The sequence below is a fragment of the Streptomyces siamensis genome, assembly GCF_039543605.1.
Classification (GTDB): Bacteria; Actinomycetota; Actinomycetes; order Streptomycetales; family Streptomycetaceae; genus Streptomyces; species Streptomyces siamensis.
Map to the genome: position 1 here is coordinate 61,177 of NZ_BAABKB010000023.1, position 23,369 is coordinate 84,545.

16 protein-coding genes and 2 pseudogenes are annotated in these 23,369 nt (G+C 69.4%); 5 read left to right on the forward strand and 13 right to left on the reverse strand.

Annotated elements, in window-relative coordinates:
- Positions 1-27: 27 nt before the first annotated feature.
- Together ABEB03_RS27255 and ABEB03_RS27260 are read left to right on the forward strand one after the other, a co-directional pair.
- Entirely contained in the window at positions 28-837 is an 810-nt protein-coding gene (locus ABEB03_RS27255; RefSeq protein WP_345654967.1) for a tetratricopeptide repeat protein, read from the forward strand.
- Between the two features lie 237 nt (positions 838-1,074).
- The gene (locus ABEB03_RS27260) at positions 1,075-1,794 is read left to right on the forward strand and encodes a hypothetical protein (RefSeq protein ID WP_345654970.1); all 720 of its coding nucleotides are present in this window, start codon (positions 1,075-1,077) and stop codon (positions 1,792-1,794) included.
- A gap of 468 nt (positions 1,795-2,262) precedes the next feature.
- On the opposite strand, the gene ABEB03_RS27265 is transcribed toward ABEB03_RS27260, so the two are convergent.
- The 3 genes from ABEB03_RS27265 to ABEB03_RS27275 all read right to left on the reverse strand — a co-directional run bounded on the left by ABEB03_RS27265 (position 2,263) and on the right by ABEB03_RS27275 (position 7,250).
- Positions 2,263-2,592, reverse strand: coding sequence for a hypothetical protein (locus ABEB03_RS27265; protein WP_345654973.1), 330 nt, complete (start codon positions 2,590-2,592; stop codon positions 2,263-2,265).
- A gap of 288 nt (positions 2,593-2,880) precedes the next feature.
- A complete protein-coding gene (locus ABEB03_RS27270; RefSeq protein ID WP_345654976.1) occupies positions 2,881-6,927 on the reverse strand; it encodes a trypsin-like peptidase domain-containing protein in 4,047 nt (1,348 codons plus the stop codon).
- An 11-nt stretch (positions 6,928-6,938) separates the two neighbouring features.
- Entirely contained in the window at positions 6,939-7,250 is a 312-nt protein-coding gene (locus tag ABEB03_RS27275) for a trypco2 family protein (RefSeq protein ID WP_345654981.1), read from the reverse strand.
- 315 nt (positions 7,251-7,565) lie between these two features.
- Between ABEB03_RS27275 and ABEB03_RS27280 the strand changes: the two are divergent.
- A pseudogene (locus ABEB03_RS27280) lies at positions 7,566-8,044 on the forward strand (VOC family protein).
- Positions 8,045-8,805: 761 nt separating this feature from the next.
- Here the strand turns inward: ABEB03_RS27280 and ABEB03_RS27285 are convergent.
- From ABEB03_RS27285 to ABEB03_RS27300, 4 genes are all read right to left on the reverse strand, one after another.
- Positions 8,806-9,327 carry a hypothetical protein gene (locus ABEB03_RS27285; protein ID WP_345654984.1) on the reverse strand — a complete coding sequence of 174 codons (522 nt, stop codon included), beginning with the start codon at positions 9,325-9,327 and terminating at the stop codon, positions 8,806-8,808.
- A gap of 445 nt (positions 9,328-9,772) precedes the next feature.
- Positions 9,773-10,888 (reverse strand): LLM class flavin-dependent oxidoreductase, encoded by a 1,116-nt coding sequence (locus ABEB03_RS27290; protein WP_345654987.1) that lies wholly within the window; start codon positions 10,886-10,888, stop codon positions 9,773-9,775.
- Positions 10,889-11,060: 172 nt separating this feature from the next.
- Entirely contained in the window at positions 11,061-12,038 is a 978-nt protein-coding gene (locus ABEB03_RS27295) for an L-threonylcarbamoyladenylate synthase (RefSeq protein ID WP_345654990.1), read from the reverse strand.
- A gap of 228 nt (positions 12,039-12,266) precedes the next feature.
- Positions 12,267-13,352, reverse strand: a complete 1,086-nt coding sequence (locus ABEB03_RS27300) for a LysR family transcriptional regulator (RefSeq protein WP_345654993.1) — start codon at positions 13,350-13,352, stop codon at positions 12,267-12,269.
- Between the two features lie 24 nt (positions 13,353-13,376).
- Between ABEB03_RS27300 and ABEB03_RS27305 the strand changes: the two genes are divergently transcribed.
- Complete coding sequence (locus tag ABEB03_RS27305; RefSeq protein ID WP_345655355.1) at positions 13,377-13,763, forward strand: VOC family protein; 387 nt, start codon at positions 13,377-13,379, stop codon at positions 13,761-13,763.
- A 101-nt stretch (positions 13,764-13,864) separates the two neighbouring features.
- On the opposite strand, the gene ABEB03_RS27310 is transcribed toward ABEB03_RS27305, so the two are convergent.
- From ABEB03_RS27310 to ABEB03_RS27320, 3 genes are all read right to left on the reverse strand, one after another.
- Positions 13,865-14,869, reverse strand: a complete 1,005-nt coding sequence (locus ABEB03_RS27310; protein ID WP_345654998.1) for a mechanosensitive ion channel family protein — start codon at positions 14,867-14,869, stop codon at positions 13,865-13,867.
- Positions 14,870-15,324: 455 nt separating this feature from the next.
- Complete coding sequence (locus ABEB03_RS27315) at positions 15,325-18,717, reverse strand: S8 family peptidase (protein WP_345655001.1); 3,393 nt, start codon at positions 18,715-18,717, stop codon at positions 15,325-15,327.
- 136 nt (positions 18,718-18,853) lie between these two features.
- The gene (locus tag ABEB03_RS27320) at positions 18,854-19,885 is read right to left on the reverse strand and encodes a helix-turn-helix domain-containing protein (protein WP_345655004.1); all 1,032 of its coding nucleotides are present in this window, start codon (positions 19,883-19,885) and stop codon (positions 18,854-18,856) included.
- Positions 19,886-20,048: 163 nt separating this feature from the next.
- Between ABEB03_RS27320 and ABEB03_RS27325 the strand changes: the two genes are divergently transcribed.
- Positions 20,049-21,182, forward strand: a complete 1,134-nt coding sequence (locus ABEB03_RS27325; RefSeq protein ID WP_345655007.1) for a PP2C family protein-serine/threonine phosphatase — start codon at positions 20,049-20,051, stop codon at positions 21,180-21,182.
- 341 nt (positions 21,183-21,523) lie between these two features.
- Here ABEB03_RS27325 and ABEB03_RS27335 read toward each other — a convergent pair whose 3' ends face one another.
- The 3 genes and pseudogenes from ABEB03_RS27335 to ABEB03_RS27345 form a co-directional block, all read right to left on the reverse strand.
- Positions 21,524-22,057, reverse strand: a complete 534-nt coding sequence (locus ABEB03_RS27335) for a hypothetical protein (RefSeq protein WP_345655358.1) — start codon at positions 22,055-22,057, stop codon at positions 21,524-21,526.
- Between the two features lie 18 nt (positions 22,058-22,075).
- Positions 22,076-22,731 (reverse strand): annotated as a pseudogene (locus tag ABEB03_RS27340) (sensor histidine kinase); the annotation flags it as partial.
- A 6-nt stretch (positions 22,732-22,737) separates the two neighbouring features.
- Complete coding sequence (locus ABEB03_RS27345) at positions 22,738-22,884, reverse strand: hypothetical protein (protein ID WP_345655011.1); 147 nt, start codon at positions 22,882-22,884, stop codon at positions 22,738-22,740.
- Positions 22,885-23,369: the final 485 nt, after the last annotated feature.

The following is a 23,369-nucleotide window of genomic DNA, read 5'->3' on the forward strand; positions in this document are numbered from 1 at the left end:
CATGTGCCATATCCATATGCTCCGACCATGAGACTCTTCCGATCACGCACCAAGCGGACGACTGAAATCCCCGTGTCGCGGGCGATGGCCCTGTACAGGGCCGGGCGCTACGCAGAGGCGGTGACCGAGGCTCGCGCCGTGGCCCGGTCGCTGCCGCACGATGACACGTACGCACCGCTGGCCCTGAGCATCACCGCAAACGCAACGGGCGCCCAGGGCCGCCACGCCGATGCTCTCGCCATATACGACGAGGTGCTGCCTGGCGTCGGAAGGACTTTCGGAGCTGATCACTGGCAGACGTTGAAACTGCGCTCCGACCGCGCCCAGACGCTGGCCGCGCTCGGTCAGTACGCCGAGTGTGAGGCGGAGTGTGCGGCCGTCGTCCAGATGGCGAGCCGCGGTACAGGGGAGTTGCAAAACGTAGTCAGGGCCGCCAGCAACGGGCTGGTCTTCGCTCTCAGCGCGCAGGAGCGCCACCCGGAAGCCGAGGCACGCGCCCGCGAGGCCCTGGGCGCCCATCCTGAACCGGACCGGCTGACTCTGGCATTGCGGCTCGGCCTGGCACGCAGCCTCAACGGCCAAGCCCGCCACGAGGAGGCCCTCGCCGAGGCAGAGCACGCCCATGAGCTGTGCCGCAGCCTGCCCGCGGACGAGATCCGCCCAGAGACCGGCACCATCGAGGTGGTCGTAGCCACCGCCCTCCTGGGACTACACCGCGGCACCGAAGCTCGACTTCAGGCCGCAGCCGCTCACGAAGCCTGTCTCGCCTCATTCGGCCCGGACCATCGCCGCACAGTCGAGGCTCAGGCTCTGCTCGACCGAATCGACGCCGCCTGATCGGACGCGCACCGCGACTCCGGACAGGAGTGACTCAGGTGTCCAACTGTCCGGATACAGCCCTGAACTGCACGGCCCCCGGACAGCTGTGTTTCCACCTGTCCGGGGTACCCCGAAGTCGGCTTCACCGACAGCAGCCGCCCATGAACCCGAGCCTGACGATCGAGACGCCCGCCGGCCGCGTGCACGCCACCGCCCAGCCTCGCGGGAACGACGCCGTCGTGTTCGAGCGGTGCGATGCGCGGCAGCGTGCACGTCACCGGCACCCACGACCGGCACGACTGGGACCAGTTCACCGCCTTGCGCGCCTGTCTCGGCCCGGTCAACGCGTACGAGACCACCGCCCCCGACGAGGAAATGCCACGGCTCACCCGCGGCCGCACGCACTACCACGGCAGTCTCACCCTCTACCGCAGCCGCTGCACCGACCGCCCCGAGACGTCCGTCTGCCCGGTGTCGTCCGTCGCCGGAGACGAACCGTTGCGGAGGACGGCAGCGACGCTCACCGCCGTACTGCGCGCCAGCGCCGAAGACGTCGCCCACCGCGCCGACCTGCCCCAGATCGCTGGAAGGCCTCCTGCCGTCGCGAGGCCCTCCGCCTGCTGCGCTTCCTCACCCACGGCGCCACGCGCGACGAGGCGGACGCCGTCCGCTACGCCGCCGAGTCGCGCGCCGCCCTGCCTGCACGGAAGGCCGCCGTGGCCGCCTGGTGGACCGTCGCCCGCTGGCTCATCGACCGCCCTCACCCCCGTCCTGCTGCTCATGGTGGCCGACGTCGACGGCTGGCTAGTCCGTCAGATCCGCGTGATGGAGTGGAAGGCCCCGTACTTCCGCGAGCAGGCCGAGGAGCTGCGGACCGGGCCGGAGGCTTCCGCGCCGCGATCATGTCGTTACAGGCCCAGCAGCGACCCAACCGCAGCCGGGCAGTCCCGCGCGCCGGAGTCGAAGGAATGGTGAGCTCATACGCTGGCTCATGACCCTGGGCGAACGCACCCGTCCCGACGCCCCCACTTACGCCGACTGCCCTCCGCCGGACGAGACTCGCGCGGTGGCGCTGGTCGACGACGCAGGCCGGTCCGTCAGTTGGCGTTTGTCGCTACGGCTCCGGAACTCGTTCGACGTCTGCCACCGGAGTTGGTCGGCGCGCGTCGTGCGACTGCGAAGTCGCTCCGCGTGGCCGGCGTGGTCAGGGGTGCCCTGCGTGCCGGGGCGCTGGTCGATCCTTCCGAACCAGAGTTGCGGCACCCACTGTTGGCACGCCTCCTCACACGGATTGAGGTTCGCTTCCAGGTCAATGCGGTACCGCAGTCGCGGCAGGCCTTCTCCCAGCGATTCCGTGTCTCGCACGAACTTCCACAGCAACGGATGATCGCGTTCCAGCTCTCCCCGCGGGCAGAGTTCGAGCGTGACCACATTGCCGAACCGCTAGGTTCCCACGCCTTCCAGCGAGTCCCAGGGCATCAGGACGTTACCGGCATCGGTGATCCACCAGAATCCGATGGCGTCGAAGGTCATCGCCCAACGGCGACGACGCCAACGGGAGAGGGCCACCGCCACGATCACACACGCCATGACCAGCGAGAAACAGACCCAGGTCCAACCGAGGACACCCGGGTTCCCCTGCGTAAGGAACGCCCACGTCGGCCCGCCGATCAGACCGATCAGGAACGGCGCGACAATGAGCCAGCCATTCAGCCGACGCCGCCCATACGGTATGACCGAGGCGTCCTCGGACGGCCCATTCTCAGTGATCACAACTGCGGACTCCAACGGTCACACAGCCGCCCGACTAGGTCTCCAGCCAGTCATACCAAGCGTCATCCGAGACCGAACAGCCCCACGCGGACCGACGAGCGCGGTCAGACTTTCCCTACATCACGCGAGCAGGCGGAGACCGCCGGCCGCCATGCGGTCGCCGAGACAGTGGCCCGCACCTTCCCCCGCGTCCCTCCGCCAGCGATCTCGTGGGCCTCGCTGACTGGCGGGGCCCACGACACCCCATGAGTGACTGAACCACCACCAACTACTCGCCCGAGTGGGCGGTCAGCTGTCTCTGGGGGCTCGAAGCGTCACCTGTTCGGCGGGCAGCTGGATCACCCCGAGCTGGGCCGCGATCTCCTGCAGGCACGCCGGTTCCAGGGCAACCAGTGGGGCAATGACGTCCTCGGCGAAACCGTGGGCCAGGGAGCGCTTGACCAGGTCGACGGGCGGCGAGGAGGAAACGGCCGCGGCGAGGGCCAGGCAGTCGGCGTAGTCGTCCTGGAGGTCGTCGATGAGAGGGAGGGCCTCGGCCAGGAAGCCTGCGTCGAGCATCGCTTTGACCAGGTCGGTGAGGACGCCCTCGGCCAGAACCCCGGTCAGCCGACGGGCTTCGGCGTGGTAGCGATCCCAGAGGCGCAGGCGGACGACTGCTTCCAGCGGCACGGTGTTCGTCACATAGTGGGCGCCCGTGACCAGGAGGGTGTGCCGCAGCGTGTCCAGAAGGCGGGTGAAGTCCTCGGTGAGGCGCGTGGCCTGGCAGGCTGCGGTGAGCCAGGGGCGGGCCCACAGGCCGCTGTCCAGCGTTACGTCTGGGTCTGCGGTTCCGGCAAGTTGAGCCGTGACGTCGCGGCACAGGGGCTGGTGGCCGGCGTCGCACATCGCGACGATCATCGCTGCTGCCTGTTCCTGCCTTCGGGCGATGTCTTGAGGGGAACTCGACGGCATGGTCAGGGCCGTTTCGCGGATCAGAGAGATCGCCGAGGGGATGTCGTCCGACAGCAGGTGCGCGCGGAACTCGAGTACGCGGCCGTGGAGATCGGTCTTGTCAAGCCGGCGTGCCAGATCGAGGGCCGCTTCGGCGTGCCCGGCGCGGAGGTGGAGGGCGATGAGCTCGTGAGTGACGCGGGTACGCCAGCCGGACACGCTCGGGTCCGTCGACTTCTCGATGCCTTCGGCCACCCGGGCGATGAGCATGTCGCGATCGGCTGAGCGTTGATCGCCGTGGGCTTCGGCGGCTCTCGCGGCGTCCAGGAGGATGTCGATGCGGTCGATCTGGTCTGCCTCGAACCTGACCGCGATCCTCAGGGTGTGGTCGAGGTGGCCGAGCCAAGTGGCTGCGCTTGCCACAGCTCGCGCCTCCCACGTGGCACGGCTGTCGTCGCCTGCCTGCAGCACCGTATGGAGGGCCAGCGCCAGGGCCGGTGTGGCCAGGTCCGTACGTCCGGCGGTGCCGGCGGCCCGGGCGAAGGCTGCAAGGACGGTGGGAGGCGGCGTGTTCCTGATCTCATCGAGGGCCGCCTCCACCTCGCGCACGACGGGAGCGGCGTCCTGGGGTGTGTCGGAGTCGAGCAGCGCCAGGGCAATCTCCGTGAGGTGGTCCGCGCGGATGCCGGGGCTGGCGATGTCCTGGGCCAGGGAGAGCGCCAATGAGAGGTGGTCGTTGGCCCGGGCAGACGCCGTAGCGTCGGCGAGCAGCTCGTCCGTGGCCCGGGGCTGTCGGGGATCGAGGCCATGGGCGGCGAGGGCGGTGTAGGCGAGCTCCACGAGATCGAGATCGGGAGAGTCCGAGGCGGGCAGGGCGAGCAGATGGCGGGCCCGGTCCGCGTCCTGGTAGGCGGCCGATTCCACGAGCTCGGACGCGGGGAACTCGTCGTTCAGGGCCGTGAGGAGTGGCTCGGGAACGTTTCGGCGGCCGCCCTTGGCGACGTGCTCGCTGCAGGCGGTGAGGAGGGCTCGTTTCCGGCCGTCCAGGTCCAGGTCGGCCAGGTGCTGGAGGAGGCGGTCGAGGTCGCCGAGAACAGCGAACGCCGGCGCGAGGAGGCCGCAGAAGTCGGGGCGGTCCTCCGTATCGGCGCCTTCGATGGCCTCCTCGATGAGGGTCCGTGTCAGCGCGGGATCGATCTCGGCAAGTGCCTCGGCGACGGTAGTGAGGGACCAGCCTCGCTCGTCGCCGCTCTCGGTGACGGCTCGGCGAGCAATGTCGGCTGCGCCTGGTTCGCCGTGCCGCGCGAGCGCGAGGGCTGCGCGCACCGTATGTGCCATCTGCTCCAGGGGCAACCTGCCTGGTACGGCCATGGCTTCGTGGATGAGGTTCCGCGCCTCGGTCCGCTGGCTATCCAGCAGATGCTCGCCGATCGCCAGCAGCGCGTCGGCCTGCACGTAGGTGTTCTGCAGGGCACGGGCGACCTGGATGCCCTCCTCGGCTCGGCCGAGGCGTACCAGCAGCAGCGGATACGTGCAGGGCATGGTGAAGTTGTCATCCTCGATGCGCTTGCGGAGCAGCGACACTCGCGTCAGCAGGGTGAGGTCACAGTCGGGGGCTGCCTCAAGGAGCCTTGCCGCGTTGGACAGTTCGGACAGCGCGGCCAGGTCGCCGTCGGTCCGGCGGCGGAGCAGGGATCGGCGCGCGGGGGAGGCCAGGGCCGCCAGCGTCCGGCCTGCGCCTTCGGTGAGCAGGAGCGTCGGGTACGCCTCGGTCAAGTAGTCCGGGGTGTCGTCGGGCCAGCCGGCCGCGGCGAAGCCGAGGGCCCAGCCGTCGATAGCGGTGCGGGTATGGGTGAACTCCTCCGGTTCCAGGTCCTCCTGGACGGCGACGGCCAGGGTGTCATGGGCGAGGGTGTACCGGGTCGGCGTACCGGGGCGCGGCTCCACGACCCGGGAGAGCCCCCGTTCCAGGGTCCGACGAACCGCCAGCGCGGAGTCGTTGACGATCGAGGCGATGTCTCTGCTGCTCAGCGCGCCGCCGGCGACCGTCATCGTGGTCAGGACGGTACGCGGGACGGGTTCGGCGAGTACCTGATCCAGCTCTTGGCGGGCGCGCAGGAGCAGGCTCGTCGCCGCGGGGAACGGTGTCAACACCTGACGGCGGCAGGTGCGCAGCGGGTGGCTGCCGTCCACGTCGAGCGGCACGTCAGAATGGCGGCTCGTCACCAGGACGTGTGCTGCCGGACCGAGAGCGGTCGGAAGCTGCGCGGCGATACTGGGCTCGGCCAGCTCGCGGTAGTCGTTCTCGTCCAGGCCGTCGACGAGCAGCAGCAGGGAACGTCCGGGGATCCGCATCGCGCGTTCCCAGAGGCTGAGGAAGGCGGCAGCGTCCGGTTCGGCGGGCGGAAACTCACCCAGCAGGGTGGCGAGCTGGTCACACATGGCCCGGTGGAACTGCTGGACGCGCATCTGCCCATCGCGTCGGGAGATGACGAACGACACCACGTCCAGCCCGGGGTGAGACCCTGTGGCGAAGCGGGTCACCAGGGAGGTCTTTCCGGCCCAGGGACCGGCGACGAGCACTAGGTAGGGATCCGGCCCGGTCGCGAACGCGAGGAGGCCGGCGAGCTCCCGGTCGCGGCCGGTCAGTTCGGCGCACCGGGCTGCGTACTGGCGCAACATCGCCTCGTAGGCCGGGCGGCGCCGCTCCTGCCCGCGCAGGCGTTCCGGCACGACGCCGTGCGAGGCCAGCAGCTCACGTGCGGCAGTGGCACTCGGCTCGGGCTCGCGCTCGCCTTCCGCGCGCGGCTCGTACGCGCCGATCACAGCAGCCAGCCGCACGGCCTCCAGCCCACCCGAGTGGGCCGACTCCACGACGACGCCGACAGCCGACCCCTCACAGATGACGCCCGCGCCCGAGAAACCGCTCCAGTCGCGCGCTTCCAGGCGGCGGCCATCCGCCCGATGCAGCAGCAGGCGGCCCCGCTTCACACTCGCCCCGAGCGGGATCACCCCGTCAATCTGGTCGCTGTCGCGCCAGGTCGCCGTGTCCGTGTCCGTCCAGCTCTGATGGCGCGGAAAGCCGATCGCGGTGAACGGAAGCCGTCCGTCAGCCTCGTCCGGTACAACTCCGATGGCCATCGGAGGGACCACGTCGAGGTGGACGTCCGCAGCGAGTTCGACAAGCGCGACGTCCAGCCGGGCACCTCGCCACACCGTCCGGCCGGTGACGACGATCTCGTCGGGGCCGCCGCCGGACAGCCGCAACCTGACCGACCCACCGCCCTCGACCACATGCCCGGCCGTCACCACCAAGGACCTCGCCAGCCGCAGGCCCGAGCCGTACCCGGTGCCGCCGTCCTGCTCGACCAGGACCTCGACGCACCGCCCGGCGAGCGAGTCCACGACCACAGCCCTCAGCGCGGGAGCTCGGGCAGCCGATCGGTGACCGACAGCGGCCGGCCGGCGTCGTCGGTGGGCGTAAGGGTCATCCGCACACGCTGTGTCCGGCCGCCGCTGCGCTTGCCGTCGGCGCTCGCCTCAACCACCCACAGCTTCAGCCCGCCGCGCCCGCCTGCCTCCCGCGTCATCGTGACCTCGAACTCCAACTCCACAGCCCCGACACCGAACTTGACACCGTGGCCCGCCCCTTCCTGCTGCGCCGTCTCCAACTGATCGCGGAGTACGCGGATGTAGTCGGCCAGGGGCACGCCCTCGGGGTCGCTCATCAGATGCTGCCTCCACGTACGTCGATATCCCATGAGTCTGACAGGCGGCCACCTTGTTCGCATGCGAACCGGATTCGATTGACCTTGACGCGCCCGCGCACCTCCTTCCGTCTCGGCGCGGACCCAACCCATCGAGACGAAAGGAGGCGGAGACCGCCCGGCTCACCGCTGAGGTGGCGGAGGCGTTCGAGGAGGTCTACAGCGGCATCGGCGCGGCCACACCACGCTCGGGCGCGTGTCGCTGAAGAACTCCAGGAGGGGAACAGACCGATGAGTCACACTGCACCCGAGGGCTACAGCAGCGTTGCGCAGTGAGTGGTCACGGACGACACCGGCGCACTGCTCAACTTCATCACCGTCGCGTTCGACGGCGAACAACTTGCCCGGGTGCCGGTCGAGGACGGCACCATCGGTCACGGCGAGATCCGAGTCGGCGACACAGTCGTGCTGGCCTTCGACCGACGGCCCGACTGGCCGACTATGCCCTCGCTGCTGCGGGTCTACGTCCCGGACGCGGACGCTGCCATGGCCGCCGCTGTTGAGCACGGGCGCAGGTGATCACCGGGGCCCCTGACAGCGTGTGGGGGGATCGCGGCGGCAGGGTGCGGGACCCGTTCGGCAACATCTGGTGAGTGACGAGCCGGGCCGAGAACATCGCACCGGACCGGGCTTGGGAACGCATGTCCGAGCCGAAGTACGCAGAAGCGATGCGAACGGCCCAGGAGACTCTGGACGCCGCGCTGAGCGGCCGGGAGTCAGGGGTTGCGAGTCCCCCGCTGCGCCCGACCCACTGAGACCCCCCGAACGCCGCCCGGCCCGACCTGCCGCACGGAATACGGTGGACCGGGCCGGGCACGCCAGGCAGCCGACATGGGTGGCGGTGTCGCCTGAGCGGAGTAACTCAGCTGGTCAGCGCGTAGCGCGGCACTGACCGTGGTGGAAGACGTCCTGCAGCCGCTGCATCGCGGCCGTACCACCGCCGTCCATCCCTCAGGGCAGCGGAGTGTCAGCACAGGCAGTGCAGATAGGTACGTGTCGCCGGTGAACGCGCCACCCGCTGTGCGCGAACCGGGAGCGCGGCCGCAGGACGTCCACCCCGGTGTGGCGTCTGCGTGCAGCGGCGCAAACGCCACACGGGCACCGGGCAGCGGTCGGAGGTGGTCCACACGCTGCCGAGTGCGAACCGCTCACCGTCCGGGCGCAGCGCGGCACGCACCATCAGCGCCCACTGCGCGCAGCGCCGCCGAAGGAGGTCACGCGCCCGCTCGGGATCGCGGATGACGGTGAGGACCTCGCAAGCTCCGTCTGAGTTCTGGTGGACAGTTCCCGCCAGGCGAGGGCCGATCCGTTCGTCGACAACCCGGCTCAGGGCCTCGAGCATCGTCGAGTCGACAGTGCTGGGTGCGGTTCCTTGGTGCGGCTGCCCACCGGCCGAAAAGCTCTGGCCGCAGGTGTCGTTCGTGGTCGGCCAACCCGCCGAGGCATTCGGATCCGGGCCATGACCTGCTCGAAGGCCGATGCGTCCCCGCCTTCTCACCGGCGGGAGAAGGGCCAGTCAGCGGTCGAGGTCGATCGTGAAGCGCCTCGTGCCCGTAGCGATCGTGTCGGCGTGCACCGAACCACGAGCCCGGTCGTAGTCCCCGGTTCCTCCGGTGATCCCGTTGTCGAACGAGGGGGGCGGGATCGTCGGGCGGCCATCGGTGAGGATGCCGAAGACCATCCCCTGTACGGAGAGTTGGCCGCCCGGGAGGGTGTAGGTCACGATGCATTCCTCCGCTCCGCCGTTTTCGACCGTCGTGGTGGTGCAGGTGCCGTCGGTTTCGCCGACCTGGTTCTTGTCGTCCTTGTCGAAGAGGAGCGAGCGGAAGACGGTCCGGTCGCCCTGGGCGGGCGCGCCGCCGGGGTTGACGGGGAAGCGCGTCTGCTGCACGAGGTGGCCGATGAGTGTGATGACCCGGTCTCCGCCCTTGGCGTGGGCGGAATCGGTGTCCGTCGTGGCGGCCGCAACAGGGGCGCAGGCAAGAAGGGTGACCAGCGCAGTGGACGTGCCCAGGCAGGCTGCTCTGATGACGCGCATCGTGTGGCTCCTGAGGTTGATGCTCATGGATGGTCCGGTGACGCATTAATAGCCTCGGCTCTGCCGACACCCGGAACGTCCCGGCACGACCCACCGGAAGATCCGACCAGTCGGACCAGTCCAGGACGAGAGACGGCCCGCCCGACCGGACGGGTCCCGGAGGGCTGGTGCAGCACATTGGCTCCTGACCGGGCGAGGCCGCACCCTGGCATCGGAACAGGAAAGGCGCGGAGGTCAGCGTCGCGATCTGCAGGAAGAGCCCGACGAACGAGCGCCGCGCCGCCCAGCGCACGGCCCGCGGCTCACCGACCGTAACGCCGATTACTCGCCCGCGGCGCCCCGGACCTGCCTGTGACCGATCCCGCGGTCGCCGATCCCCCTGCCAACCCCCGTCGTGGAGGCACGCCGTCGTGTTCTCGAAGGCAGCGCAGGACTGTGCAGTACCTCAAGCAACGACAACCTCCTGGACAATCCTGTCGCCATCGTCCGAAAGCACCGCGGGGCGCAGCCGAACCCCCCTCAGGCCGAACTGTGCACGCCAGCAAGCGAGTTCCTGGACGAGACGGTCAGAAGTTCCGACGAACAACAGCGTGTCCGGTGCCCAGACGAAACCGGCGACCTCATTCAGCCGGGCCAGCCTGGCCTTGGCGTGCTCGTCAGTGTCGCCCAGAACAACCGCCACGTCCGCGTACACCTCGGTCCGCGTGGCATCCGGCGTCAGCCTCTCGATTTCCCGAAACGCCGTCAGGAGCGACGGAACCGGATACTCCTGCGACGGGGTCACGAAGACCCGGTCCGCGACGGCGGCAGCGAGCCGGTACGGCTCCAGGGCGTGGTGTGCGAGCACCGCGACCTTCGGGGTGCTCGGCGCCGGGACGGTCAGCGGGCCGGCCGCGGGGTACCTTTCCCTCCCGGTGAGTTGCAACGGGGCGACCATGTCCCGGTGCAGGAACGTGTCCCCGCTGCTCAGGCTGTCGGCGGGAAAGGTCCTCCACAGATCGCTCACGGTGCGCACGTAGTCCTCGGCATCACGAAAGAGGTCGCGCAGGCGGCGCGCGATGCGAGTGGGGACGTACACGTCCTCGGGCTGCAGCTGGGGCGTGGGCGGACCACCGACCGCTGCGGCGTCGCGCGCGTCGGCGGAGACCTGCGGCCGCCACACCACCCTGCCCGGCCCGATGGCCGCCAGGGATCCGATCTGGGCGGCGACGTGGAACGGGTTGGAGTGCGTCACGTTGCGCGAGACCACCACCTCGCTGATGTCTGTCGTTGCCAGCAGGACCGCCGCGGTGACAACGGGATCGAGCCTGCCGCGCACCCGGTCATGGGCTTGGTCGGCGGTACCGAAACGGTCGCTCTGAAGGCTCAGTCCGTCCTCGAGCGTGACGAAGTCGATGCCGCCTGACGCGGCCGCACGGCCCCAGTTCGTCCAGTAGCTGCCCTTGAAGACCTCTTCGGCATCCGTCACCGACGACACCAGCCACGAGGCGGGGTGCCAACCCGTGCCCTCCAATGCCAGGCCGAGCCGAAACGAGCCGGGATTCATCGAGTCCTTTTCCATGACCCGATTGCACAACCATCACACCAATGTGAAGGTCAACCCCTTCTCGCGACCGCCTGACCCGCGACACCCAGGTCTGCCGCTCTCACGGGCAGACGCCCGACACGGCCGACGTCACCGAGACAGCTGATGGATCGCGTCACCGGCACAGCAGCTGGCCAGGCACTCACCTTCACACGGTGGGCCGGGGCCCCGCAGCGCGCCGGAGCCGGTTGGCGATCGCCAGTCCCAGCCCCTCCTCCACTGGCAAGGACGCGATGATGAGGTCGCACCCCCGCTGGTCGAGCTCACGCAAGAAGCCGTACAGCCCGCGCGCATAGGCGGCCATCGAACCGGGGATCGCCACCACGGCGTGCACTTTCACCGGAGCGTCGGCGAAGGAGGCAGGCAGAAAGACGCCCACCTGATGCCCGAGTTCCTGCGCCAGCTCCGCTTCGGAGACGACCTTCTCCGGCTCGGTGAGGACGACGCGCGCACGCGGCGCGTAGTGCGACGGATGCTGGCCCGGCACCCGAACACGGCTCATCGAGGGGACCTCGAGCGAGTGCCCCAGCACCGCTTCGAGGTCCTCGCGCGTCACCCCGCCCGGCCGAAGGATGCTCGGGATATCGCCCGTGGCGTCGACGATGGTCGACTCCACGCCGACCTCGCTGGGGCCGCCGTCCAGTACGAAGTCGACGGCGTCGCCGAGCTCGGCACGAACATGGTCCGCCGTCGTGGGGCTGACCGAGCCGAAACGGTTGGCGGACGGGGCCGTGACACCGCCGCCGAAGGCCGACAGCAGCGCGAGTGCGACGGGGTGGTCGGGCACGCGCACGGCCACCGTGTCCAGGCCGCCGGTCGCTTCGAGGGGCACGCGGGGACCGCGCCGCAGGACCAGTGTGAGTGGTCCCGGCCAGAAGTGCTCGGCCAGCAGGCGTGCCACCGCGGGCACGTCCTCGACCCAGCCGTCCAGATGCTCCGCGCCTCCGATGTGGACGATGAGCGGGTGCGAGGACGGACGTCCCTTGACCTGGAAGATGCGCGCAACAGCGGCAGGGTCCTCCGCGTTCGCGCCCAGACCGTAGACGGTTTCGGTCGGGAGGGCGACCAGGCCGCCGGCGCGCAGCACACCGGCCGCCTTCTCGATGTCATTGGTTCTTGCCGTCACCCTCCCGATCCTAGGTGCACAAAGGACCGGCGACGGTCGTGATCAGTCTCAGTGCCCACCACCCACCGGTCGCGAGCTCATCAGTACGGCACGGGGGCGGCGACGGGCTCGGTACGCCGGCCTGTCGGGATGAGGGATGGTCCGTTGCGATCGGCGGAGGCGGAAGTGCCGGAGCGGGCCGCCGCCCGCCCTCGTACCCGAAGAACGATGGTAGGGCGGGCGAAGTCGTCAGGATCTCTTCGCCGTATCTGCCACAGCCCGTACGAACTCCCCTATGTGCGCAGCGGTGTTACCCGCCCGCCAGACCGGGCCGCGTTCGATCGGGCGTGCGTCGTGGAGGGGCACGTAGGTGACGTCCGGACGCGGATAGTAGAGGCGGGAATGCTCGCCGACCGGAAGGACCCCTTTGCCCATCGCGACCAGTGTGAGCATTTCGGAGAACGAGGCTCCGGCCGGTCCTTTCGGGATCGGCCGGCCCGACGGGGTGCGGTCCGGGGTGCGGTCCCGCTTGAACCCTGCCGATGTGACCTCCGGGTACTGCACTACGGGGTGGTCTGCGAGCACCTCGACCGACACAGATCGCTCACCGGCGAGGGGATGTCCGGAACCGACCGCGAGCACCCGCTTCTCCGTGATCAGCGCAGGGCCGCTGGCCATCCCGTCGAAGGGATACGAGGCGATGAGGACGTCGATAGAACCGTCCACCAGGCTCGCACGGGAGTTGGACAGCTGCACTTCCCGTACCTCGACCCGGCAGTCGGGGTGCCGTTCGCCGAACAGCGCGACCGCCTTGAGCAGTGCGGGGGCCGTCCCCTCTCCGAGGAACGCCACCCGAAGTTCGCTCGTGACACCTCGGCTCGCGTCGGCTGCTTTCCGAAGTGCGGCCTCCATCGCGGCGACGAGGGGTGCCAGATCACCGGCCAACTGCTCGCCGACCGGAGTGAGTCGAACGGTCCTGCTGGTCCGCTCGAACAAGGCACCGCCGATGTATCGCTCCAATTTCCTGATCACCTGACTCACCCGGCCGGTCGTGAGACCGAGGCGTTCCGCGGTACGGCCGAAGTGAAGTTCTTCGGTAAGAGCCAGGAAGGTCTCGATCTCCACCCGCTCCAGCACGTCGCCCCCATTCGTTGAGTCAGGCTCAACGATCGTATGGCAATGCTGCCTTGATGGCGCGATCCGTCCGACGGATCCTGGATCAACCCCACCGACTCCACCATCGAGGGAAGAGCTGTGATCACTTCGAATGCCACCACCAGCCCGTCCGGAACCCACGCGTCGCCGCAGAGCCACGGCCGCCAAGCGCAGCCCCATGGCGAAACACCGCGGGTGCCCGCCCTGCGGGTCAAGGCGTTCGACCACTTGGTCCTCAACGTCGCCGACGTCGAGCGCTCCCTGAGCTTCTACACCGGTCTCCTGGGCCTGGAGCCGGTGCGCGTCAACGAGTGGCGCCAGGCCAAGGCGCCCTTCCCGTCGGTCAGAATCACCCCCGAGACCATCATCGACCTCGTCGCCGGACCCCGGGGGTCGGCCAACGTCGACCACATCTGTCTCACCGTCGATCCCCTGGACTGGGACGAGTTCATCGCATCGGCGCCCTGCACGGTTCTCGAAGGGCCCGTGCCGCGGTTCGGCGCACGCGGCACGGCCACGTCGGTCTACATCCAGGATCCGGACGGCAACGGGATCGAACTGCGCTGGTATCCCCAGGACCTCGACAACTGAGCCGAGCGGGGGCCGCGCGTGAGCCGGTTCCCGACCGGCACGTGTCGTCCGCCACCGGCGGCACATACGGCATCTGCGGCCGGCGGCCACCGGTGCCGGAGTCAGCTGTGGAGGCCGACCGGCTCCCGGTCCGTGCGGTCCTCGCCTCGCAGCCAGACGGTGCGCTGCGGGAAGGGGATCTCGACGCCTGCAGCGTCCAGGGCCTCCTTGGTCCTGCGGCGCAGTTCCCTGGTCACGCTCCATTGCTTGAGCGGAACGGTCTTGACCGCGACGCGTACGACCACGCCGTCGGCGTCCAGCGACTGCACACCCCACACCGAGGGGTCCTCAAGGAGGTCGTCGGCGAAGGCGGGGTCCTGCCGAAGCTCGTGCCCGGTCTTCTCCAGTACCCGGTAGACCGTATCGAGGTTGGAGTCGTAGGCCACCGCCACGTCCAGCACGGCACGCGCCCATTCCTGGCTGTCGTTGCGTACCCGCAGGATTTCGCCATTGCGGATGTGCCACAGTCCGCCGTTCAGGTCGCGCACGTGCGTCAGTCGCAGGCCGACGTGCTCGACCTCGCCCACGGCCTCGCCGAGGTCCACGGAGTCGCCGACGCCGTACTGGTCCTCGACCATGATCAGCATGCCGGACAGATAGTCCGCCACCAGACTCTGCGCGCCGAAGCCGATCGCCAGACCGACGACGCCGGCGCTGGCCAGCAGGGGGCCGAGGGCGATGCCGACCTGGTCGAGCACCATGGCGACGCCCACCACGAACAGCACGACGGTCACGATGCTGCTGAGCACTGAGCCGATGGTCCGCGCCCTCTGTTCGCGCCGCTCTCCCGAGCGGGAGGCGTCACGCTGAAGTACAGCGGGCCCGCGGCCCGCCCGGCGTGAAGGCTCGGTTTCCGCCACTGCGGGCGACGGTTCGAGGATGCGCTGCACGACCCGTGTGATCGCCCGCTTCGCAAGGATCCGGATCACCGCCACGCCGACGACGATGAGGGTGATCCGCAGGGGTATCCCGATCAACAGGGCGGCGTTGTCCTCCCCCCAGCCTGGCCAGGAGACCGCCAGCTCGCTATGCGGGGTGGGAGGTGCTGCCATCTCTGCCAGAGGCACGCGTTGCTCCATTCGTCGGTGGGACATGGCAATTGCCCCCTCGCGTACCCACCGAATGACCGGACATGGTCGCGAAACGGTGTGAGGAGCCGAGCGGAATGCCGCCGAACTTTCACAACGGCGGTGCATCCGCCACCGCCTTCACCACCGTCATCGGACTGTCATCGACAGTCACGGCGGTGCGATCGCTGTCACCTCTCGTCCATGGGAGGCTGCCGGATCGCTGCGGGCGAGCACGACGCTTCGACGAGCCGCGGAGTTGGAGGGTCGCGATCCTCGCGGAACACGAACCGCCACCCCGTGCCGCCGGCATCCGCCGACGTCGCCTTCTCCCCACGGTGATGCCCTGCCGGTCGTCGTCCGGCAGGGCTCCAGCTTCGCACCGTGCTGGGTCTTCCCGGCCCCGCAGGGCAGCAGGGTGAATCGTCCTCGCTCCTGCGGCCCACACCGGGCGGCTATCTGACGTCGTAGGCGCGCGTGATGGTCTGGGTGACCGCGTTGCCCTTGGCGTCGGTGAAGGTCGCCTTCAGAGTGACCTGCTTCCCGGAGGCACCGGTGTGGTCGACGAGGGCCGTCCAGCGGCCGTCATGGTGCTCGGCCGGCGCCAGGGTCCAGGTGGTTCCGCCGTCGTAGGAGTAGGACAGCGTGGCCTTCGTGATCGCGGCCGGGGTGTATCCGGCATGGCCCTCGGCCCACAGACCGACCTTCAGACCCCGCTGCGCGGGAAGGGTCTTCATGCCGTCCACCGGCAGGTCGTAGGCCGGGAAGAGGAGCGGCAGGCCGCGGGAGAAGACGTCCGGTTCCCGGTGGGAACGGAAGGTCCAGGAGGTGCTGACGGCGGTGGAGCGCAGCCAGTTCCGGTCCGAGGTCGGGATCTTCTGCAGGTTCTGGGTCAGCTCGTAGAGGGAGTCCTCGTCCGGCACCTCGAACACACCGTAGGGGTCGATGCGCCGCCCGAGCAGTTCGCCGTCGCGCTTGAGCGCCAGGTTGCCGATGTCGCCGAAGGATCCGCCGTTGGACCAGTGATCCCCGGAGCCGTCGAGCCAGAAGGCGGTCTGAATGCCCATCAGGTCGCCCTGTCGTTCGGCGGTCAGCAGCTGCTTGCCGTCGGCGTCGCGCGGCGCGGACGGCCTCAGGAGGTCGCCGTACCACTCCTCGGTGCGGTGCTCTCCGGGCCGGTAGACGCGCTCCTGGTCTCCCATGAACGCGGCGAACGGGAAACTGGTCATGGCGCCGTGGTACCAGACGGCGTCGTCGGCCGCCGTGTAGTAGGCGGTTCGGGTGCCAGGCACGTGCACTGAGCCGAACGGGCTGACGGGGATGTACGCACCACTGTCCTCCGCGGGGCGCAGGAACAGAGCGTCGAGGTAGTCCCCTTCCCTGCCCATGGCGTTCCAGGTCTCGGCGACCCGGGCCAGCCGCGAGTCCTTGGGCCGGTACGCCTGGTGGGCGTTGAGCGGTCCAGGGGTGGGGAAGGTCAGGTTGTAGACGTAGGGCGAGCCGTCCTGGGAGCCGGACGCACGCCAGGTGGGCCGGAACGTGAACGTGCCGTCCTTGGCGCGCCCGTCGACATCCGCATAGAACTTCTGGACAGTGCCGTCCGTGGTGAGCGATCCGGAGACCTGCCAGGTGTCGTCCCAGCTGCGGGCGTAACCGAAGGTGGTGGTGTCCACGTGGGCCGGCCGATCGGTGTCCAGGCTCAGCCGGTGAGCCTTGCGGGCATCGAGGACGACCGTCGTGTCCCGGGTGATACGCAGCTGCGGGTGTGCGAGGTAACTCATCGATTCGGGCGCCTTGTCCGGGCCGTACGTCGTCACGAAGCCGCTGAGGCAGTAGCTGCCCGGGCGGACACGGTAGGTCTGTTCGGGTGCACCGGCGTTACCGCGCCGTTCCCCTCGGTCGGTGTCGAGGCTGACGAGGTCCAGGGAGGAAGCGCCGGCTGCGGCGTCGCCGTTGCGGTCGATGGTCTTGACCCGGAGCGTGACCGTCTCCGGCTCCACGTACAGGGTCACCGGCACCGAGACGTGCACGTCGAGGCCGGTGGCCAGGATCCGGCCGGTGACCGCACCGTACTGGGAGTCCTCGAGGCGGGCGGTGGGATCGATGCGTACCGGCACCTGAGCGGTGTCTCCCGCGGGGACGGTCACCTTGCGCTGTGCGGGCTCGATGATGCCGGAGCGGATGGTGCTGCCGTCGTTGCCGTGCACGCCGCTGACTGACAGGTTCAGGGTCAGGGCGGCACCGCTGGTGTTGGTGAAGGGAACGTTGACGGTGGTGCGGTCCGAGGCGTCCTGCGGCCAGGGGTAGCTGCCTGCCTGGACGGCGGGGGCTGCGAGCACCTTCTGGTTCACTGCGGCGAACACGTCGAGGACACCGCCGCCGGTCTGGTCGGCGCCGGCCACCCTTGCGCCGGTGCGGGCCGAGGAGACGAGCACGGACTTGATCTGCTGTGCGGTCCAGTCGGGGTGGGCCTGGCGGAGGACGGCTGCGGCTCCGGCGACATGCGGGGTCGCCATCGAGGTGCCGGACATCGACCGGTACGCGTAGACGCCGCGGCCGCCGGCGCTGGCTGCCGAGATGCCGACGCCGGGGGCGGCGATCTCGGGCTTGAGTGTGTGCGTGACGGCCACGGGACCGCGGCTGGAGAACGGGGCGGTGCTGTCGTCCCGGTCGACGGCGCCGACGGTCAGCACGTCGGGTACGCATCCGGGCGAGGAGACGGTCCCGGTGCCCGGGCCGGCGTTGCCCGCGGCGACGACGAACAAGGTGCGTGTGTTGTGTGCGAGCTGCTCGGCGGCCTGCGCCACCGGGTCGGTGCAGTCCCTGATCGCCGGGTTGCCCAGGCTCATGGAGACGACATCGGCCTTCTCCTCGACGGCCCACTGCATTCCGGCGATGACCCATGAGTCCAGCCCGGATCCGGAATCGTTGAGGACCTTGCCGATGAGCAGAGAGGCGCCTGGGGCGACACCCTTGTTGCGGCCGTCGCTCGCTGCGCCGGACCCGCCGACGGTGGAGGCGGTGTGGGTGCCATGGCCCACATGGTCTTCGGCGGTCTTGGAGTCGGTGAAGTTCTTGGTGGTGGTGACCCGGTCCTCGATGTCGGGGTGTTCGGCGTCCACGCCTGTGTCCAGCACGGCGACTTTGGTGTTCCGGCCGTCGTAGCCGGCCGCCCAGGCCTCCGGCGCGTGGACCTGTCGTGTGGACCGGTCGAGCGTGGCTTCGACCCTGCCGTCCAGCCACAGCTTCTTCAATGTGGCGGCGGAACGTGAACGGCCGCCGGTGATGTCATGCCAAAAGGCGGCTGCGGTGTCCTTGTCCGCCGTGAGCCCGACTCCGCCCACCGCGGGCAGGAGCAGGCTCTGCTCAGAGCCTTGCGGTGCCGAAGGCGCACTCCTGGCGACGTCGACGCCCTTGCCGTAGGTGGCGATCAGCGGCAGCGCGTCGGTGTGTGCGTCGTCGTATCCCTGGCGGACGAGCCCGGTGACGTTGAACAGTTCTGCGTCGGCCTTGTCCTCGGCGACGGCTTGCGCGGCGTCTTCGGGGTAGACGTAGAGGTCCTTGCCCGACTGGAAGGTGCGGAACGTCGGCTGTGTGCCGTCCTTGTGCGGCAGTACGGCCGCAGAGCTGCGGCCCGAGGTGTCCGTGGTCACGAGGACCTTGTCGCCGGTGACGAGAGTGACCGTCGTCTGCCGGGCCCGGTTCTTCGCGGTGTCGCTTCCGACGAGGGGTCTCTCACCGGCGGAGCCGTCCTGCGGCGCGCTTGCCGCTGTGGACGGCGTGAGCGCGGTGAGGGCCATGGTTGCGGCGGTGGCCGCGACCATGGCTATTCGGGGTATGGGGCGCATGTTTCTCCCTACGTGGCGCCGTCGATGCCGTGATGCGGCTGCAGCCTGGCAGACGTGCGCAGCGTGTAGGGATGACTGGCTGTGACGGATGATCCGCATGTCGGGTTTCCGTCATGCGGTCACGACGGAGTGCAGGTCACAGCCAGCCCGCGCGGGCTGCGTGCCACCCGAGCTGGAGGCGGGAATCAGCCCCCGCGAGGTCCATCAGACGTCGGGTCCGCCGCTCCACGGTCCGTATGGAGACGCCGAGTTGGGAAGCCGCCCGCCTGTCGGAGACTCCCGCCAACAGCAGGGCCAGGACCTCGAGTTCACCCTCGGTGGGTCGATGCTCGGCTGCCGCCTGCACCCGTACGCCCGAGTCGGTGGGGTACAGCGGCCGGGCCTGGGCCCACTCCTGCTCAAAAAGGTGGACCAGGGCCGTGAGCAGACCGCTGCGGTGCACCACGATGGCGCCCGGTTCGCCGCAAGGGCCGGCAACCTCCAGCGGCACCATGGCGCGCTCCCGGTCCGACACGACCATCTTCAGAGGCAGTGTGTCGGCCAGGCGGAGTTCGAGTCCGGACGCGATCGCCGTCCGCATGTCCTGTGCCACATCCTGGCTGTCGAGGTAGTCCTGGTCGGCCACGACCCGGAAGTCGACCCCGCGGTCCAGCGCGGAGTTCTCCGCCATGTCAGTGTCCTCGCGCGGCACCGCGATCGGCGCGCCCACGAGGAAGACGAGCAACTCCCGCTGCGCGCCGTGCTCCAGTTGGTGGAATCGGTGGGCGACCTGCTCCGTGCCGACGACCACCTCCACGACACTGCCCGCCGGGTGTACGGCGGTGCTGCGGTACTGCTCGGTCAGCATCGAGAACGCGGTCTCGGCCCGCTGCAGCGCGTTGCGCTGCTCGACCAGGAGCGGGGCCAGGGCCACGGACGGCGGGGTGAGCCGGTACCGGGTGGCGGATTCGGCCTCGTCCCGTCGGCCGGCCGGGGCCGAAGTCTCACCGCTTGCATCGGACACCACCGCGACCAGGCCGCGTGCCGCCATGTCACGCAGGACGCGGATGGTCTCGGATCGCTCCAGTCCGGTCTGCCGGGCGAGGTCCGGGGCAGAGGCGGACGGCCGGGGCAGCAGAGCGGTGTAGACGGCCTCTTCGGCCGGGCCCAGTCCCAGTTCTTGCAGCATCCAGTTCCCCCTCGGCGAAACCCTATCCCGGCTGCCCGGTGCGCCGAGTTCGGGCCCGGATCGCCTGCCGTACCAGGACCTGTCGTCCGGCGGGGCGCGGCCGCCCTCCTCCCGAGCCTGCCTACGGTATGGGAGAAAATGTTCCGTCTGCCCCGGAGGTCCCGTGCTCCGCAAGCATGCGAAGAATCAGGCGCGTCCGGCCGAGGCCATCGCACCACCGAGCGAGGCCCAAGTCGTGATCGTCGTCGCGTCGGTGACACTGCTGGTGGTGATCCTGGGTGCCGTGTCGCAATCCCCGGTGTGGCTTCTCGGCCTTCTCGTGTTCCTTCCAGGGGCCGCATCGGCGCTGTGCACCGTCCGCCAGACGAAGTTCGTGTTCGCCTGGACCGAACTCGTGGTCATCGTCACCATGCTCGTCCGGCACGGTGACGGGCGGCCATGGCTCGACAGGACCCTCATGATCCTGCTCACCCTCGTCCTGGGCACCGCCTCCGTCTACGCCTGCCACCGCCGCATCAGCCGCGAGCAGGAGATGCTGCGGCTGCGCTCCACCGCAGCCGCGATGCAGCGCCACATCCTGCGCCCCTTGCCCATGCTCACCGACGAAGTCCTGGTGAATGGCCTGTACGAACCCGTACAGGAGGACCGGCTCGTCGGCGGCGACATCTACGACGTCGTCGAATCACCATGGGGAACACGGGTACTGATCGGCGACGTCCAGGGCAAAGGACTCCCCGCGGTCGGCGCCGCGTTCGCCGTCATCGGCGCCTTTCGCGCAACGGCCCACCGCGAGCCCACCCTGACCGCCCTCGTCGACGCCCTGGACGCCTCAGTCGTGCGGCACAACTCCTACGCGGCGAAGACCGGCGACGACGAACGGTTCGTCACCGCGCTCATCCTCAACATCGACGCGGGCGCGGAGGCACAGGCCATCAACTGCGGCCACATCCTGCCTCAGGTGCTGCAGCAGGGCAGCGTGACGACACCGGTCCTCACCTCGGGCGTCCCCCTCGGACTCGCCGAGCTCGCCGCCGAACCCGTAACCGTCGACTGGTTCGTCTTCCCGCCCGGCGCGACGCTGCTCCTGACCACGGACGGACTCACCGAGACCCGCGCCGCCGACGGCGCCTTCTACCCCCTCACCGAGCGCCTCACCGAACGCCTCGCTCAGCACACACCGCCCTCCCCCACCGACCTGCCACGTGCGCTCTACGACGACGCGCGTGCGTTCGCCGGGGGCGGCGGCCAGCACGACGACGTCGCAGTGCTGACACTGCGACGCTCACCGAACCGCTGAAGGGACACTCGCCGTACCGGGAAGACCTGCGCGCGGCCCAGGCGTCGGAAGGCCGGCCGAATCGGCCCGAACAGCCTGGCCGCGCCGGCAAGGAGCGGCTCAGGTCCGCGACGGCCAGAGCACCTCGCTCACGACCTGGGGATGATTCCGGCATGGCCGCCCACGGCCATCAACACGCGGCAGTGGCGGCCCTGTCCGCTCTCCCCGCCACGTCCGTCGGCTCACCCCGGACAACCACAAGATCGATGATCAGGTAGCGCTACCCTCGCGAACAGACCGGCAGCCTGATCGACGTGCTGCCCGGTCCAACAGGCCGATATCGGGCCGGTGTCTGGGCCCTTCTACGACTGCCGAGGGCTGGGACAGTCGTCGGCCGTCTGACTCGTTGTCCGTCCGTCCCCGAGCACATGGACACTTGTCGATGCGAGGGCTTCGTTTCGACGGGCGTTCGCGGGCGACGCGGCGAGCGACCCACTCACGTGAGCCACCGTGCACGCCAACTGCAGCATGGCCGGATGGCTGAGCGGAGCCACATCATCGGGGAGCTTGATGGAGACGTCGCTACCACCGTCAGCCGATACACCTGGTGTGTCCGTCAGGTGGGGCAGTTGGGTGGTGGCCGTCACGGCCTCGCCTCTCGTCGGTCCGTAGAACGGTTGGCCCACGACGGTCCTGAGGTCCACGGGATGGTCGATCTTGCGGGGATAGGCCTTCGGATCTCCGTCCGCGAGGAAGTAGAGCGACACGACGGCTTGCCCCGAGGGTTCTGACCTGGGAAAGATTCCGCTCGCCGGTTCGCCGGCCTCGATGGCGTCGGACGGGGGGACGCCGCATGCCGTCAGCGTGAGCGCGGCCGTGAGCCCGGCCGACAGCATCGCCACGCGCGAGCCCCTTCATCGGGGACCCGCGGTGGAGTCGTCGATGGCTGCGATGTCTCTGTGCAGAGGGATTTCGATCGTGAATGTCACTCCGCCCCCGGGAAGGTTGGCGGCGCTGATGCGTCCGCCGTGCAGGTGCACGTTTTCCGCGGTGATGGCCAGGCCCGGTCCGCTGCTCTCGCTTCTGGTCCGTGTGGTGCTCGCCTTGCAGAAGCGCTCGAAGACGTGTGGCATGGCTTCCTCGGCGATGCCGGGTCCGTTGTCGGTCACCTCGATGACGGCCCACGCCACATCCGGCCGCTCCTCTCTTACGTCCATGGACAGCCGCACGGGCGGCGCCCCGTGCCGCAGCGCGTTGCCGACCAGATTGGCCATCACCACGTCGAAACGGCGCGGGTCCACGCGCGCGCGGAGCACACCCGGTAGGGGCAGGTGGGTCTCAACATGGCGTTCCCACCCCCGAGCGGCGAGGGTGCGCTGCACACACTCCGCCAGGTCGACTCGTCCAGGCTGAGTTCGGCCGCCCCCGCGTCGAAGCGGGAGATCTCCATCAGGTCGTTCACCAGCCCGCTCAGGCGACTGGTTCCCTCACTGATGAGCCGCAGCGCTTCGCCGGTGTCCCGGTTCAAGTACGGCGCGTTCGAGTTCAGCACGTCGGTGACCGCTGCCACGATGTGTCACCGCAAGAAGGGTTGCACCTCGTCGGGCACGAGTCCGGCGTGGTGGAACGCCTCCGACGGCAACGGTTCGTTGCCCGCGCCGATGACGAATACGCTCACCATGGCGGGACCCATGAGGCAGAGTCCTTCCTGTACCTCGTTCATGGGGCTCCCTTCCTGCTGTTCACGGCCTGGTTTCCTCATCCTCGCAGGGAGGACGACACGCGCCTGCGCCACCCGTCCCGCGCCGACGGCCGATGCCACCAACGCGCGCCAACCCAGAGACCCTGGATGGTCAACTCTCCGTGGCAATCAGTCACGGTTCAATGCCACAGGACATCGCTGTCCTGACCGTGAGGGTGCGACGGCCGAGCCGGCGGCTTGTGCGCATGGTCTTCGCCCGCAGGACCACGGACTCGCCGGCGGTGGGCTGCGTCTCGTCGTCACGGGCCGGCCGACGTGAGCGCGTCAGCCAGCACAACGGCCTCTGCCACCCACAGCCTCGGTTGACCTGGCCGTCGGAGAGGCCGCCCCTCACCGTGATGCGGCTTCTGCCCTGCAGCCGGCCGCGGATCTCACGTCCAGGCCCTGGGCCGGTGCGTGGCGAACTGCCCTGGGCCGTCACCGGGCTGTGATCGAGGCCGCGGATC

Coding starts and splice junctions, on each gene's coding strand:
- ABEB03_RS27255 (WP_345654967.1), top strand. CDS start 28: ATGAGACTCTTCCGATCACGCACCAAGCGGACGACTGAAATCCCCGTG.
- ABEB03_RS27260 (WP_345654970.1), top strand. CDS start 1,075: ATGCGCGGCAGCGTGCACGTCACCGGCACCCACGACCGGCACGACTGG.
- ABEB03_RS27275 (WP_345654981.1), bottom strand. CDS start 7,250: ATGAGCGACCCCGAGGGCGTGCCCCTGGCCGACTACATCCGCGTACTC.
- ABEB03_RS27285 (WP_345654984.1), bottom strand. CDS start 9,327: ATGCGCGTCATCAGAGCAGCCTGCCTGGGCACGTCCACTGCGCTGGTC.
- ABEB03_RS27290 (WP_345654987.1), bottom strand. CDS start 10,888: ATGGAAAAGGACTCGATGAATCCCGGCTCGTTTCGGCTCGGCCTGGCA.
- ABEB03_RS27300 (WP_345654993.1), bottom strand. CDS start 13,352: ATGGGGCTGCGCTTGGCGGCCGTGGCTCTGCGGCGACGCGTGGGTTCC.
- ABEB03_RS27315 (WP_345655001.1), bottom strand. CDS start 18,717: ATGCGCCCCATACCCCGAATAGCCATGGTCGCGGCCACCGCCGCAACC.
- ABEB03_RS27320 (WP_345655004.1), bottom strand. CDS start 19,885: ATGCTGCAAGAACTGGGACTGGGCCCGGCCGAAGAGGCCGTCTACACC.
- ABEB03_RS27335 (WP_345655358.1), bottom strand. CDS start 22,057: ATGCTGTCGGCCGGGCTCACGGCCGCGCTCACGCTGACGGCATGCGGC.
- ABEB03_RS27345 (WP_345655011.1), bottom strand. CDS start 22,884: ATGAACGAGGTACAGGAAGGACTCTGCCTCATGGGTCCCGCCATGGTG.